A 13,562-nucleotide genomic window follows, 5' to 3' on the forward strand; every position below is an offset into this window, starting at 1 on the left:
CATTCGGCATCATCGTCGTCATCTCACGCCGCCTCGTATCTTGAAACCTGAATCGGCTCGCTTGTGCCGCTGGTCTCGGCAAAGAACCGCAAGAGAAGATTACGAGCCGCCAGAGCCCGGTATTCGGCGCTTGCCCGCATATCGGTCAGCGGCGTGAAATCCCTGGCGTATTCGGCCATTGCCGCCTCGACCGTGTCTTCCGTCCACGGCTTGCCCAGCAATGCCTGTTCGACGGCCGAGGCACGCTTCGGCGTTGCCGCCATGCCGCCATAGGCGATGCGCACATCCGCGACCGTGCCGTCCTTGGCCAGTGTCAGGAAAAAGGCGCCGAGTGCCGCCGTGATGTCCTCGTCGCGGCGCTTCGTGATTTTATAGACGGCGAATTTCGTGTCCTTGGCCGGCACAGGAACGTGCACGGCCTCGACGAATTCACCGGCCTGCCGGTCCTGCCTGCCATAGGCGATGAAGAAGGTCTCCAGCGGGATCGTGCGCCGCTTGTCGCCCTTGCGCAGTGTCAGCCGCGCGCCAAGCGCGATGAAAGGCGGCGGTGTGTCGCCGATCGGCGAGCCGTTGGCGATGTTGCCGCCGATGGTGCCCATGTTGCGCACCTGTTCGCCGCCGATGCGGTCAAACAGCGGCCCGAGCGCCGGGATGCGTTTCGACAGCGTCGAGAAGGCTTCGGTGTAGGTGACGCCGGCGCCGATCGATATGATGCCGTCATCTTCCGAAATGGTGCAAAGCCCGTCGAGATCGCCGATGAAGATCACCGGCGAGATGTCGCGCATGTGCTTGGTCACCCATAGGCCGACGTCGGTTGAGCCGGCGACGATGGTGGCGCCGGGTTCCTTGTCCAGCATCGCAGCGAAATCATCGACATCGGCCGGCACCACCAGCCGCGCCTTGCCAGCGCCGATCTCGACACGGGCGCCATCATGCATGGCCTCAAGTCTCGCCGTGATCATCTCGCGCTCCGCCGCCAGCGGATCCTTGGCCGCCTTGCCATAGCTGGAGATGGCGTGCGCGGCGCGCATGATCGCCTCGTAGCCGGTGCAGCGGCAGAGGTTTCCTTGCAAAGCCTTTTCGATCGCCGCATCCGATGGGTCCGGCGACTTCATCCACAGCCCATAGAGCGACATGACGAAACCCGGGGTGCAGAAGCCGCATTGCGAGCCGTGGAAATCGACCATCGCCTGCTGGACGGGATGCAACTGGCCAGGTTCCCCGCGCAGATGCTCGACGGTGACGACATGGGTGCCGTCGAGCGAGCCAAGAAAGCGGATGCAGGCATTGACGCTTTCATAGACCAGGCCGTCGGCCGAAAGCTTGCCGACCAGCACGGTGCAGGCACCGCAATCGCCCTCCGCGCAACCTTCCTTGGTGCCGCGCAGCGAGCGGTCAAGCCGAAGCCAATCGAGCAATGTCGCGTCAGGCGCCACGGACGACAGCACGACGTCCCTGCCGTTGAGGATGAAGCGGATCTCGTTGCGGATACTGACCTTGGCCATGCCTCAACTCCCCCTGTAGGTCGAATAGCCGTAGGGCGAGATCAGCAATGGTACATGATAATGCACCGCCTCCGCCATGCCGAAGCGGATCGGCACGCTATCGAGGAAGGCCGGCTTCGGCAGTTTCGTGCCCTGGCCGCGCAGATAATCGCCTGCCGCGAACACCAGCTCGTATTCACCGGCGCGGAATTCACTGCCTGCGAGCAGCGGCGCGTCGCAGCGGCCGTCGGCATTGGTGGTAACTGTCTTCAGATGTGCCCGCGCGTCGCCGTCGAGACGGTAGAGCGAAATCGACAATCCCGCCGCCGGCTTGCCGGTGGCGGTGTCCAGGACGTGCGTTGTCAGACGACCGCCATCGGCTTTCGACGTTTCTGCCATTGGCCGCCTCCCATTTTTCGGTACACACGAATGGCCCGGTACAATCGAGTATTACTGACGAATTGTGCGCCAATTAAAGGCGATGCATAAGTCCCGGTCGAGCGGAGTGCGACAAAAACACTTTCAAAAATTTTCGGGGGAATGCGAGAAGCACCCTTTCGATATCCTGATCACACTTCGGGCCATGCCCGGCGGGAGGGACGATGCGTTACACCAGGGACATGCGCGGCTATGGAGCCAATCCGCCGGATCCGAAATGGCCTGGCGGTGCCCATGTCGCCGTGCAGTTCGTCGTCAACTACGAAGAGGGCGGCGAGAACTGCGTTCTGCATGGGGATAAGGCCTCGGAAGCCTTCCTATCGGAGATCGTCGGCGCCGCGGCGTGGCTCGGCCAGCGCCACTGGAACATGGAATCGATCTACGAATATGGCGCCCGCGCCGGCTTCTGGCGGCTGCTGCGGCTGTTTAGCGAGGCCGAGGTCCCCGTGACCTGCTATGGCGTCGCCACCGCGCTGGCGCGCTCGCCGGACCAGGTTACGGCCATGCAGGAAGCCGGCTGGGAGATCGCCTCGCATGGGCTGAGATGGATCGACTACCGCGACCACAGTGGCGAAGACGAGCGCCGCGACCTCGAAGCGGCGATCAAACTGCACTACGAGGTGACCGGCCAGCGCCCGACCGGCTGGTATACGGGCCGCACTTCGGTAAACACAGTGCGCCTGGTGGCTGAAGAAGGCGGCTTCGACTATGTGTCGGACACCTATGACGACGAGCTGCCCTACTGGTTCGAGCATGAGGGCGGCACGCAGCTCATCATCCCCTATACACTCGACGCCAACGACATGCGCTTCGCCACGCCGCAGGGCTTCAATTCAGGCGACCAGTTCTACGCTTATCTGAAGGACAGTTTCGACACGCTCTATGCCGAGGGCAAGGCCGGGCGGCCGCGCATGATGAATATCGGCCTGCACTGCCGCCTCGTCGGGCGGCCGGGCCGGGTGGCGGCGCTGAAGCGTTTCGTCGACTATGTGAAATCGCACGACAAGGTCTGGCTGGCGCGGCGCATCGATATCGCCCACCATTGGCAAGAGAACCATCCCTACAGGCCGGCAGCACTCAGACCATCGAAGATGGAGTTCGAAACGTTCGTGCACGCCTTTGGCGGCGTGTTCGAGCATTCGCCCTGGATCGCGGAGCGGGCCTACGAACTGGAGCTCGGCCCGGCGCACGATACATCAGGCGGCCTGCACAATGCGCTCTGCCGTGTCTTCCGTGCCGCAAGTGAAACCGAGCGGCTCGGCGTGCTCAACGCCCATCCCGACCTTGCCGGCAAGCTGGCCAAGGCCAAGCGGCTGACGGCGGAATCGACCCGGGAGCAGGCGTCGGCCGGCCTCGACGCGCTGACCGACAAGGAACGCGAGCTGTTCTCCAAGCTCAACGCCGCCTACGTCACCACCTTCGGCTTCCCCTTCATCATCGCGGTGAAGGGCAAGACCAAGGAGGAAATCCTGGCGGAATTCGAGGCGCGCATCGGCAACAGCCGCAGCGTGGAATTCGAGACCGCCTGCAAACAGGTCGAGCGCATCGCGCTGCTCCGCCTCAGGGACATGCTACCGCAATAGGTTTGAACCCATGGATACGATCAGGATGCCCGAGCGCACCTACTACGCACCGCATGGCGGCCATTCCGGCCAGACCGAGCTTTTGACGGGCCGCGCCGTCTTCACCGAGGCCTATGCCGTCATTCCCAAAGGCGTGATGCAGGACATCGTCACCAGCGCCTTGCCATTCTGGGACAAGACCCGCGTCTGGATATTGTCGCGCCCGCTGTCCGGTTTTGCCGAGACGTTTTCGCAATACATTGTCGAGGTCGCGCCCGGCGGCGGCAGCGACAAGCCCGAGCCCGATGCCGCCGCCGAGGGCGCCCTGTTCGTGGTCGAGGGCGAACTGACGGTTGTGCTCGCCGGCAAGAAGCATAGCTTAAGGCCCGGCGGCTTTGCCTTCCTGCCGCCAGCCAGCGGCTGGACGGTTCGCAACGAGGCCAAGGCTGCCGCTCGTTTCCACTGGATTCGCAAGGCTTACGAGGTGGTCGACGGTCTCGACACGCCGGAAGCCTTCTTCGCCAACGAGCAGGAGATCGCGCCGACGCCGATGCCCGGCACCGAGGGCCGCTGGGCAACGACGCGCTTCGTCGACCCCGCCGATCTGCGCCATGACATGCACATGACCATCGTCACACTCGAGCCCGGCGCCGTCATCCCGTTTGCCGAGACGCATGTCATGGAGCACGGCCTTTATGTGCTCGAAGGCAAGGCCGTCTATCGCCTCAACCAGGACTGGGTCGAGGTCGAGGCCGGCGACTATATGTGGCTGCGCGCTTTCTGCCCGCAGGCTTGCTACGCCGGCGGCCCCGGCAAATTCCGCTATCTGCTCTATAAGGACGTCAACCGGCACGCCAAGCTCGGCGGGGCTGATATCGGCGGTCGCGCGCGGTGACCCGCATCACGGCCCGGCCGTTGACCCGAGAGGCCTTTGCCGGGTTCGGCGACGTCATCGACATGGGCGGCGACAACCACTATCCGATCAATGGCGGTAAGGCCGAGCGCTACCATGCTCTGGCGACCGCCGAAGCGACAGGGCCGAACGCCAGCGTGCTGATCTCGATGGTGCGTGGCACGCCTTACGAGATGCCGCTGAAGCTGACCATGGTCGAGCGCCACCCCTTCGGCAGCCAGGCGTTCATTCCGCTGTCGCCGCGCCCGTTCCTCGTGGTCGTCTGCCATGACGGCAAGGAAGGCCCAGGCGAGCCGCACGCCTTCATCACCGCGCCCGGACAAGGCATCAACTATTCCCGCAATCTCTGGCATGGCGTGCTGACGCCGATCGGCGAGCCTCAGGATTTCCTGATCGTCGACCGCGGCGGCGACGGCTCAAACCTCGAGGAATTCCATTTCTCGCACGCCTATGAGATCCATCTTCCCGACGAGACCCAGTCATGACCGAGATTTCGCTGATCGACCGCCTGCTCGACGTCATCGAGCACGACATCGTGCCGAAGACGGAAGAGGGCGTCGCGCATGGCAACAAGCTGTTCGGCGCGGCGATCCTGCGGAAGACCGACCACTCGCTGGTGCTGGCCGAAACCAACAACGAGATCGAAAACCCGCTCTGGCACGGCGAGGTGCATTGCCTGAAGCGCTTTTACGAGATGCCCAGGGCCGAGCGCGTCGACACCAAGGAGGCTATTTTCCTCGCCACGCACGAGCCCTGCTCGCTCTGCCTGTCGGCGATCACCTGGACCGGCTTCGACAATTTCTACTACCTGTTCAGTCACGAGGATTCGCGCGACAGTTTCGCCATCCCGCATGACCTGAAGATCCTGAAAGAGGTCTTCACCCTCGATCCGGGCGGCTACAATGCCGAGAACGCCTACTGGAAGAGCTTTTCCATACGCAGGCTGGTGCGGGCGTTGCCCGAGGCCGAACGCCTCCGGCTGGAGACGCGCATCGGGAAAATCTCGGCGCGCTACGACGAGTTGTCGGGCGCCTATCAGGCAAGCAAGGCCGAGAACGACATCCCGCTGAATTGATGGTTGCGGAATTTCATTGATGATCGTCTCTTGAATTGCCCCCTTTATGGGGGCATATTGCGCCATGGAGAAGCGCAGGCCTGCTTATGATCTTGATGCGATCAAGACGACATTTGGGTCTATCGATACGCTGGCAATTACAACATCAGCGCTGCGTGATGCTATTGGCCTCGGTTTCGATCGCGCGGGCGTGGTCGAGGTGATCGGCAGCATGACGCGAAAGATGTTCGTAAAGTCGATGACTACCTTCGCGGATCATCGGGTCTGGCAGGATGTCTATCATGTCCCGTCACGCGACCTGATCCTCTACGTGAAATTCCAGGCAGATGTCGTGACCGAATTCATGATCATGTCGTTCAAGGAGAAATGACCATGGCGACGAGAGAAAGCAGTGAAACGAATACGATGATCTCTCCCGAAACCGGAGAAACGTTGATGCGCGGAGTGCGTCCATTCACCGTGACCTATAAGGGCGAAAGCATGATCGTTGACCTGCCAGGTTACTATCCGGCATCGGGTGGCGAAGGCGTGCATGTCGGAGACGACATGATCGCTGTCGACGCGGCTCTGCGTGTTCTCAAGGAAAAGATCGACGGTGTCCCCGCCCCTGCAACCATCCGTCGTGTCCGCACGAAACTCAAACTGTCGCAGCGCGAGGCGGGATCTCTGTTCAAGGTTGGCGAGAACGCCTTCGACAAATATGAACGCGGTTTGATCGAGCCGAGTGGCCCGACCATTCAACTGATGACCCTGCTTGAAAGGCACCCCGAACTGCTGGATGAATTGCGGTAGCGGCACAGGTCGCATAATTCGCTGCTCCAGTCGCGAATCGCGATTGAAAGTTGCGGCGCGACCGGGCGTTATGCGCGCCATGAAAACCGTCACCGAGTTTCCCCGCAAGGTCATCGAATTTCCCGATATGGGCATCGTCATGCCGGATGGCTGCCGGCTGTCGGCGCGTGTGTGGATGCCGGAAGATGCCGGCGACGATCCGGTGCCGGCAATCCTCGAGCACCTGCCCTACCGCAAGCGCGACGGCACGATCTTTCGCGATCAGCTGACCCATCCTTACTTCGCCGGTCACGGCTATGCCTCGATCCGCGTCGACATGCGCGGCAATGGCGATTCCGAAGGGCTGATGGACGACGAATATTCCGAGCAGGAATTGCAGGACGCCTGCGATGTCATCGCCTGGGCGGCGGCACAGCCCTGGTGCAACGGCAATGTCGGCATGATGGGCATCTCCTGGGGCGGCTTCAACTGCCTGCAGGTGGCCGCCAAGCAGCCACCTGCGCTGAAGGCGGTGATCAGCCTGTGCTCGACCGTCGACCGTTATGCCGACGACATCCATTACAAGGGCGGCTGCCTGCTGCTGGAAAATTTCGGCTGGGCCTCGACGATGCTTTCCTATTCGTCGCGGCCGCCGGATCCGCTGATTGCCGGTGGCAACCGCTGGCGCGATTTGTGGCTCAGCCGGCTGGAGAACCAGCCTTTCCTGCTGCCGCTGTGGCTCAGCCACCCGCACCGCGACGCCTACTGGAAACGCGGTTCGATCTGCGAGGATTTCTCGGCGGTCAAGGCGGCCGTGCTGTCGATCGGCGGTTGGCATGACGGCTATCGCAACACGATCTCGCATCTCGTCACCAACATCGAAGCGCCGGTCAAGGGCATCGTCGGCCCCTGGATCCACAAATATCCGCATTATGCCGGGCCAAAGCCGGCCATCGGCTTCCTGCAGGAAGCGCTGCGCTGGTGGGACCATTGGCTGAAGGGCACCGAGACCGGCGTCGAGAACGACCCCGCCTACCGTGCCTATGTGATGGACAGCGTGCGCCCGGCACGCTGGCACCCGGAACGGCCAGGCCGCTGGGTGGCGGAGAAGCAATGGCCGTCGCCCGCCATCAAAGCGCATTCGATCGAGCTGATCCCCGTTGGCGGCAGGCCAGCCATCGTCGCCTCGCCGCAAAGCTGCGGGCTCGCCGGCGGCGAGTATTTTCCGTTCACTTTCGGCCCGGAACTGCCGGGCGACCAGCGCCCCGACGATGCGCTGTCGGTGTGTTTCGACCAGCCGGAACTCAGTGAGGCCATCGACATCGTCGGTGCGCCGGAAGTTCGGGTCACGCTCGCTTCCGACCGACCGCAGGCCAATATCGCGATCCGGCTGTGCGATGTGCATCCCGACGGCGCTTCCGAACTGATCTCCTATGGCGTGCTCAATCTGACGCACCGCAACTCGCACGAATTCCCCGAAGCGCTGGTGCCGGGCGAAACCGCGTCGGCGCGCGTGGTGCTCGACCAGTGCGCCTACCGGGTGCCGGCCGGCCACCGCCTGCGCATCGCGGTGTCGAACGCCTATTGGCCCGCCATCTGGCCGTCGCCGGAGCCGGTGCAATTGACCTTGTCGGCCGCCGCGCTATCCCTGCCGCTGCGCCCGCTGGCGGCGGGCGACGAAGCAACATTCGCCGAGCCGGAAGGCGCAACACCCTGGGCGACCGAGACGGTTCGGCCTGCCAGATCCGAACGCCATGTCGATCGCGACGAAAAGACCGGAATTGTCATGCTTTCGATAACGGACGACTTCGGCGAAGTCCGTGATCTCGACCATGGCCTGGCCAATGGCAGCATCGTCCGCGAGACCTGGACAATCCATCCTGACAATCCTTTGTCAGCCTCGGGCAAGACGCACTGGACACAGACCCTGTCGCGAAATGGATGGTCGGTGCGGACCGAAACCTTGGCCGAGATGCGATCAGACGCTGAGAATTTCATCGTCAGCGCCAGAATCGAGGCCTATGAGGGCGAAACTCTCGTGTTCCAACGTAATTTCGAGGAAAAGGTCCCACGCGCGCTTCTTTGAGCGCCGATTTCATTGGTCCAAATGCGACGTGCGATTTACGCCACGGCATGTCGCATTCGGTCTTGCTTACTGCTTTCCCTTGCAGTCATTATTCCCCTCACAAGAAGCAAGAAAATCGACCGCAGAGTCGAACCAACAGAGTGAGGAACTCAAAATGTCAAACGAACTGGAATTCCTTAGCCGGCATGTTGCGTCGGGCAAACTGAGCCGTCGTGATTTTCTCGGCCGGGCCGCGGCCCTCGGCATCGCCGCCCCCTTCGCCAACGCGCTGCTGTCAAGCGCGGCGCGCGCCGCGGGTCCGGTCAAGGGCGGTACGCTGAAGGCTGGCCTGGTCGGCGGTGAATCCACCAACAGCCTCGATCCCGCGCTGATGATGACGCAGGTGCCGTTCGCCTTCGGCAAGTGCTGGGGCGAAATGATCGTCGAGCTGTCGCCGGACGGCAAGCTAGAGAACCGCATCGCCGAGGAGATCGGCTCGTCCAAGGACGCCAAGACCTGGACGCTGAAGATCCGCGACGGCGTCGAGTTCCACAACGGCAAGACCGTGACCGCCGAGGATGTCGCCGCCACGCTCGAGCGCCATTCAGACGAAAAGTCGAAATCCGGCGCGCTCGGCTACATGAAGGGCATCCAGACCATCAAGGCCAATGGCAAGGAAGTGGTGCTGACGCTCAAGGAAGCCAACGCCGACCTCCCCTACCTGCTCAGCGACTATCACCTGATCGTCCAGCCCAATGGCGGCAAGGACAAGCCGGATGCCGGCATCTCGGCCGGTCCATACGTGGTCAAGACCAACGAACCTGGTGTGCGCCATGGCGGCGAGCGCTTCGCCAACTACTGGCAGGGCGACAAGATGGGCCATGCCGACCAGATCGAGGTCATCGTCATCAACGACGCGACGGCGCGCACGGCGGCCCTGCAGGGCGGCCAGGTCAACATGATCAACCGCGTCGAGCCGAAGATCGTCGACCTGATCAAGCGCGTGCCGGGCGTGACCATCCGCAACCATGCCGGTCCGGGCCATTACGTGTTCATCATGCATTGCAACACGGCACCGTTCGACAACAACGACCTGCGCATGGCGCTCAAGCTCGCCATCGACCGCGAGGAGATGCTGACCAAGGTGCTGCGCGGCTATGGCTCGCTCGGCAACGACTTCCCGATCAACGCGTCCTATCCGCTGTTCACCGAAATCGAGCAGCGCAAGTACGATCCCGACAAGGCCAAGTTCCACTACAAGAAGTCCGGTCACGACGGCACGGTGTTGCTGAGGACCTCGGACGTTGCCTTCCCCGGCGCCGTCGATGCGTCCCAGCTTTTCCAGCAGAGCGCGGCCAAGGCCGGCATCAAGATCGAGCTCAAGCGCGAGCCCGGGGACGGTTACTGGAACGAAGTCTGGAACAAGCAGCCGTTCTGCGCCTCCTATTGGGGCGGCCGCTCGACCCAGGACCAGATGTACTCGACCGCCTATCTGTCGACCGCCGACTGGAACGACACGCGTTTCATGCGCCCGGACTTTGACAAGATGGTTCTCGCCGCACGCGCCGAGCTGGACGAGGCCAAGCGCAAGCAGATGTACCACGACATGGCTGTCATGGTGCGCGACGAAGGCGGCCTCATCCTGCCGATGTTCAACCAGTTCATCGACGCCACCGGTGCCAAGGTCGATGGCTGGGTGGACGATCCGCACCAGGAACTGATGAACGGCTACGCCTTGGCGAAGTGCTGGCTGCAGGCCTGAGTCCGGCTTTGCGGAGATGTCATCGCCCGTTGTGAAACTAATTGCCCAGCGCATCGCGCTGGGCATCATCCTTCTGTTGGCCATATCGGTCCTGATTTTCGCCGGCACTCAGATCCTGCCCGGCGACGTCGCGCAAGCCATACTCGGACAGTCGGCGACGCCGGAGTCGCTCGCCAATCTGCGCGAGCAGCTCGGGCTCAACGACCCGGCCTATATCAGGTATTTCCGCTGGCTTGGCGGCGTGCTCATAGGCGACCTCGGCACGGCCATGTCGAGCGGGCAGGACATTGCCACCTCGATCAAGGACCGGCTGTGGAACACGCTGTTCCTGGCCTTCTGGGCGGCGATCGTGGCTGTGCCGCTGGCGATCATCCTGGGTCTGATCGCGGTGCGCTACCGAAATGGCTGGGTCGACAAGCTGATCTCCGGGCTGGCGCTCGCCTCGACCTCCTTCCCGGAATTCTTCGTCGGTTATCTCCTGGTCTATTTCTTCGCCGTGAAATGGCAGGTCTTCCCCGCCATCTCGACCGTCTATGACGGCATGCCCTTTGGCGAGCGGATGCAGGCGATCGCGCTGCCTGCGACAGCACTGACGCTAGTGGTGCTTGCCCACATGATGCGCATGACCCGCGCGGCGATCCTCAACGTCATGCAGTCGGCCTATGTCGAAACAGCGGAACTCAAGGGGCTTTCGGCCTTCGCCGTCATCCGCAAGCACGCTTTCCCGAACGCGATCGCGCCGATCATCAATGTCGTCATGCTCAACCTCGCCTATCTCATTGTCGGCGTCGTCGTGGTCGAGGTGATCTTCGTCTATCCCGGCATGGGGCAGTATCTGGTCGATCACGTCACCAAGCGCGACGTGCCCGTGGTGCAGGCGGTCGGCCTGATCTTCGCCGCCGTCTATATCAGCCTCAACATCATCGCGGACATTGCGGCGATCGTCGCCAATCCGCGTCTCAGACATCCGAAGTGAGGGGCGGGCATGCTCGATATAAAACGCATCCCCATCCCGGCGCTGATCGGCCTATTGCTGACCGCCCTGTTCGTGCTGGCGGCGATCTTCGCACCGTGGATTTCGCCGCACGACAATGCCGAGATCGTCGGTGATGTCTGGGAACCGATGTCGGCTGTGCATTGGCTGGGCACCGACAACCTCGGTCGCGACCTGTTGTCCCGCATGATCTACGGTGCCCGCATCACCTTGTTCATCGCCGTTCTCGCCACCGCGCTGTCGTTCTCGCTCGGTGCCATACTGGGCTTCTCGGCGGCGGTGTTCGGCGGCTGGTTCGATACCATCCTGTCGCGCCTCGTCGACCTCTTGATGTCGATCCCGACGCTGATCATGGGCCTGGTCGTGCTCTCTGTTCTGCCAACGAACCTGGTGACGCTGATCCTGGTCATGGGCATTCTCGACTCGACCCGCGTCTATCGCCTGTCGCGCGCGGTCGCCGTAGACATCAACGTCATGGATTACGTCGAGGCAGCGAAGCTGCGCGGCGAAGGCAGCGCCTGGATCATCTTCCGCGAAATCCTGCCCAACGCGCTGTCGCCGCTGGTCTCCGAACTCGGCTTGCGCTTCATCTACGCGGTGCTGTTCCTGTCGACGCTGTCCTTCCTCGGCCTTGGCGTGCAACCGCCTGACGCCGACTGGGGCGGCATGGTCAAGGAGAACAAGGACGGCATCGTCTTCGGCATAGCCGCCGCGCTCATTCCCGCGGCCGCGATCGCAGCCCTTGCCATCTCGGTCAATCTTGTGGCCGACTGGATCCTCAACCGCACGACAAGCCTGAAAGGAGGACGCGGGTGATGGCAGACAGCAAAGCGAAACCCGGCGTGCTGCTCGATATCCGCAACCTGCGCATCGAGGCGATGGTATACCCGCCCGGCGAGGCGCCAAGGAACATCGTGCTGGTGCATGATGTCTCGCTGACGCTCGAGAAGGGCAAGGTGCTCGGCCTGATCGGCGAGTCCGGTGCTGGCAAATCGACCATCGGCCTGTCGTCGATGGGTTATGGCCGTGGCGGCGTGCGCATCACCGGCGGCGAAGTCATTCTCAACGGCCGCGACATCCTGAAAGGCGGCAAGGAGGGTTTCCGCAAGCTGCGCGGCCGCGAGGTCTGCTATGTCGCGCAATCGGCGGCGGCGGCTTTCAATCCGGCGCACAGGCTGATGGACCAGGTGGTGGAAGCCACGCTGCTGCACGGCACGGCGACACGCGCCGAGGCCGAGAAGCGGGCTGTCGCGCTGTTCAGGAAGCTCAGCCTGCCCAATCCGGAAACCATCGGCGAACGTTTTCCGCACCAGGTCTCGGGCGGCCAGCTGCAACGTGTGATGACGGCGATGGCGCTGTGCTCGGAGCCGGACCTGATCGTCTTCGACGAACCGACGACGGCGCTCGACGTGACGACGCAGATCGACGTGCTGTCGGCGATCAAGGATGCCATCCGCGACACCCATGTGGCGGCGCTCTACATCACCCACGACCTTGCCGTGGTCGCCCAGGTCTCCGACGAGATCATGGTGCTTCGCCATGGCCGGCTCGTCGAATGGGGCGGCACCCGCCAGATCATCAAGGAACCGCGCCAGGAATACACCAACGCCCTGGTCTCGGTGCATGAGATCGAACATGCCGAGCAGAACCCCGGCGCCACGCCGTTCCTGTCGGTCAAGAACGTCACCGCCGCCTATGGCGGCGGCCACGTCAAGGTGTTGAAGAACGTCTCGGTCGATATCTATCCCGGCCAGACGCTGGCCGTGGTCGGCGAATCCGGCTCCGGCAAGTCGACGCTGGCGCGTGCCATCACCGGCCTCTTGCCGCCAGAACAAGGCACGGTCACCTTCGATGGGCGCCCGCTGGCCAACCGGCTTGCCGACCGGCCGAAGGAGGATCTGCGCCAGCTGCAGATGATCTACCAGATGGCCGACGTGGCGATGAACCCGCGCCAGACCGTCGGCACCATCATCGGGCGGCCGCTCGAATTCTATTTCGGCATGCGCGGCAGGGAGCGCGACAGGCGTGTAGCCGAGCTGCTCGACGAGATCGAGATGGGCAAAGGCTTTGTCGACCGCTATCCCGCCGAGCTTTCCGGCGGCCAGAAGCAGCGCGTCTGCATCGCCCGCTCACTGGCCGCCAAGCCCAAGCTGATCATCTGCGACGAGGTAACGTCCGCACTCGACCCGCTGGTGGCACACGGCATCCTCAAGCTGCTCTTGAACCTGCAGCAGCACGAAAAGGTCGCCTATCTGTTCATCACCCACGATCTGGCGACGGTGAAGTCGATCGCCGATTCGATCGCGGTCATGTATCGCGGCGAGGTGGTGCGATACGGCTCGAAGAGCAAGGTGCTGACGCCGCCATTCGACGCCTACACCGACCTTTTGCTGTCGTCGGTTCCGGAAATGGAGATCGGCTGGTTGGAAAAGGCGATCAAGGGGCGGCGCATGGAAAGTGCGGGGAATTAGCGATCGGCCGAATCAGGGGCGGCCGTC

The 13,562-nt window shown here is 62.8% G+C and carries 13 protein-coding genes; 11 read left to right on the forward strand and 2 right to left on the reverse strand.

What is annotated here, in order from left to right; genetic code table 11:
* Positions 1 to 23 precede the first annotated feature (23 nt).
* The gene (xdhA, locus tag FJ930_RS08635) at positions 24 to 1,505 is read right to left on the reverse strand and encodes a xanthine dehydrogenase small subunit (protein WP_141836794.1); all 1,482 of its coding nucleotides are present in this window, start codon (positions 1,503 to 1,505) and stop codon (positions 24 to 26) included.
* 3 nt (positions 1,506 to 1,508) lie between these two features.
* A complete protein-coding gene (gene uraH / locus FJ930_RS08640) occupies positions 1,509 to 1,883 on the reverse strand; it encodes a hydroxyisourate hydrolase (protein WP_141836796.1) in 375 nt (124 codons plus the stop codon).
* Positions 1,884 to 2,086: 203 nt separating this feature from the next.
* Between uraH and puuE the strand changes: the two genes are divergently transcribed.
* The 11 genes from puuE (at position 2,087) to FJ930_RS08695 (ending at position 13,535) form a co-directional block, all read left to right on the forward strand.
* The gene (puuE, locus tag FJ930_RS08645) at positions 2,087 to 3,505 is read left to right on the forward strand and encodes an allantoinase PuuE (protein WP_141836798.1); all 1,419 of its coding nucleotides are present in this window, start codon (positions 2,087 to 2,089) and stop codon (positions 3,503 to 3,505) included.
* Positions 3,506 to 3,515: 10 nt separating this feature from the next.
* Positions 3,516 to 4,379: a bifunctional allantoicase/(S)-ureidoglycine aminohydrolase gene (locus FJ930_RS08650; protein ID WP_141836800.1), complete on the forward strand. Its 864-nt coding sequence runs from the start codon at positions 3,516 to 3,518 to the stop codon at positions 4,377 to 4,379.
* Positions 4,376 to 4,882, forward strand: a complete 507-nt coding sequence (locus FJ930_RS08655) for an ureidoglycolate lyase (RefSeq protein WP_141836802.1) — start codon at positions 4,376 to 4,378, stop codon at positions 4,880 to 4,882. The genes FJ930_RS08650 and FJ930_RS08655 overlap by 4 nt, the downstream gene beginning before the upstream one ends.
* Positions 4,879 to 5,472 (forward strand): nucleoside deaminase, encoded by a 594-nt coding sequence (locus FJ930_RS08660; RefSeq protein WP_141836804.1) that lies wholly within the window; start codon positions 4,879 to 4,881, stop codon positions 5,470 to 5,472. Before FJ930_RS08655 ends, FJ930_RS08660 begins: the two co-directional genes overlap by 4 nt.
* Before the next feature lie 64 nt (positions 5,473 to 5,536).
* Positions 5,537 to 5,842 (forward strand): type II toxin-antitoxin system MqsR family toxin, encoded by a 306-nt coding sequence (locus FJ930_RS08665; RefSeq protein ID WP_140744348.1) that lies wholly within the window; start codon positions 5,537 to 5,539, stop codon positions 5,840 to 5,842.
* 2 nt (positions 5,843 to 5,844) lie between these two features.
* Positions 5,845 to 6,264 (forward strand): type II toxin-antitoxin system MqsA family antitoxin, encoded by a 420-nt coding sequence (locus tag FJ930_RS08670; RefSeq protein WP_140744347.1) that lies wholly within the window; start codon positions 5,845 to 5,847, stop codon positions 6,262 to 6,264.
* Positions 6,265 to 6,343: 79 nt separating this feature from the next.
* A complete protein-coding gene (locus FJ930_RS08675) occupies positions 6,344 to 8,329 on the forward strand; it encodes a CocE/NonD family hydrolase (RefSeq protein WP_141836806.1) in 1,986 nt (661 codons plus the stop codon).
* Positions 8,330 to 8,483: 154 nt separating this feature from the next.
* Positions 8,484 to 10,070 (forward strand): ABC transporter substrate-binding protein, encoded by a 1,587-nt coding sequence (locus tag FJ930_RS08680; RefSeq protein ID WP_140744345.1) that lies wholly within the window; start codon positions 8,484 to 8,486, stop codon positions 10,068 to 10,070.
* A 16-nt stretch (positions 10,071 to 10,086) separates the two neighbouring features.
* A complete protein-coding gene (locus tag FJ930_RS08685) occupies positions 10,087 to 11,046 on the forward strand; it encodes an ABC transporter permease (protein ID WP_140744344.1) in 960 nt (319 codons plus the stop codon).
* Positions 11,047 to 11,055: 9 nt separating this feature from the next.
* Positions 11,056 to 11,880 carry an ABC transporter permease gene (locus tag FJ930_RS08690; protein ID WP_140744343.1) on the forward strand — a complete coding sequence of 275 codons (825 nt, stop codon included), beginning with the start codon at positions 11,056 to 11,058 and terminating at the stop codon, positions 11,878 to 11,880.
* Entirely contained in the window at positions 11,880 to 13,535 is a 1,656-nt protein-coding gene (locus FJ930_RS08695) for an ABC transporter ATP-binding protein (RefSeq protein ID WP_141836808.1), read from the forward strand. Before FJ930_RS08690 ends, FJ930_RS08695 begins: the two co-directional genes overlap by 1 nt.
* Positions 13,536 to 13,562 lie beyond the last annotated feature (27 nt).

This window comes from Mesorhizobium sp. B2-4-15, assembly GCF_006658505.1.
GTDB lineage: Bacteria > Pseudomonadota > Alphaproteobacteria > Rhizobiales > Rhizobiaceae > Mesorhizobium.

What these genes read in the sequence shown, in the direction of transcription:
- puuE (WP_141836798.1), top strand. Translation starts at nt 2,087, where the DNA reads ATGCGTTACACCAGGGACATGCGCGGCTATGGAGCCAATCCGCCGGAT.
- FJ930_RS08695 (WP_141836808.1), top strand. Translation starts at nt 11,880, where the DNA reads ATGGCAGACAGCAAAGCGAAACCCGGCGTGCTGCTCGATATCCGCAAC.
- uraH (WP_141836796.1), bottom strand. Translation starts at nt 1,883, where the DNA reads ATGGCAGAAACGTCGAAAGCCGATGGCGGTCGTCTGACAACGCACGTC.
- FJ930_RS08690 (WP_140744343.1), top strand. Translation starts at nt 11,056, where the DNA reads ATGCTCGATATAAAACGCATCCCCATCCCGGCGCTGATCGGCCTATTG.
- FJ930_RS08680 (WP_140744345.1), top strand. Translation starts at nt 8,484, where the DNA reads ATGTCAAACGAACTGGAATTCCTTAGCCGGCATGTTGCGTCGGGCAAA.
- FJ930_RS08665 (WP_140744348.1), top strand. Translation starts at nt 5,537, where the DNA reads ATGGAGAAGCGCAGGCCTGCTTATGATCTTGATGCGATCAAGACGACA.
- xdhA (WP_141836794.1), bottom strand. Translation starts at nt 1,505, where the DNA reads ATGGCCAAGGTCAGTATCCGCAACGAGATCCGCTTCATCCTCAACGGC.
- FJ930_RS08660 (WP_141836804.1), top strand. Translation starts at nt 4,879, where the DNA reads ATGACCGAGATTTCGCTGATCGACCGCCTGCTCGACGTCATCGAGCAC.
- FJ930_RS08650 (WP_141836800.1), top strand. Translation starts at nt 3,516, where the DNA reads ATGGATACGATCAGGATGCCCGAGCGCACCTACTACGCACCGCATGGC.
- FJ930_RS08670 (WP_140744347.1), top strand. Translation starts at nt 5,845, where the DNA reads ATGGCGACGAGAGAAAGCAGTGAAACGAATACGATGATCTCTCCCGAA.
- FJ930_RS08685 (WP_140744344.1), top strand. Translation starts at nt 10,087, where the DNA reads ATGTCATCGCCCGTTGTGAAACTAATTGCCCAGCGCATCGCGCTGGGC.
- FJ930_RS08675 (WP_141836806.1), top strand. Translation starts at nt 6,344, where the DNA reads ATGAAAACCGTCACCGAGTTTCCCCGCAAGGTCATCGAATTTCCCGAT.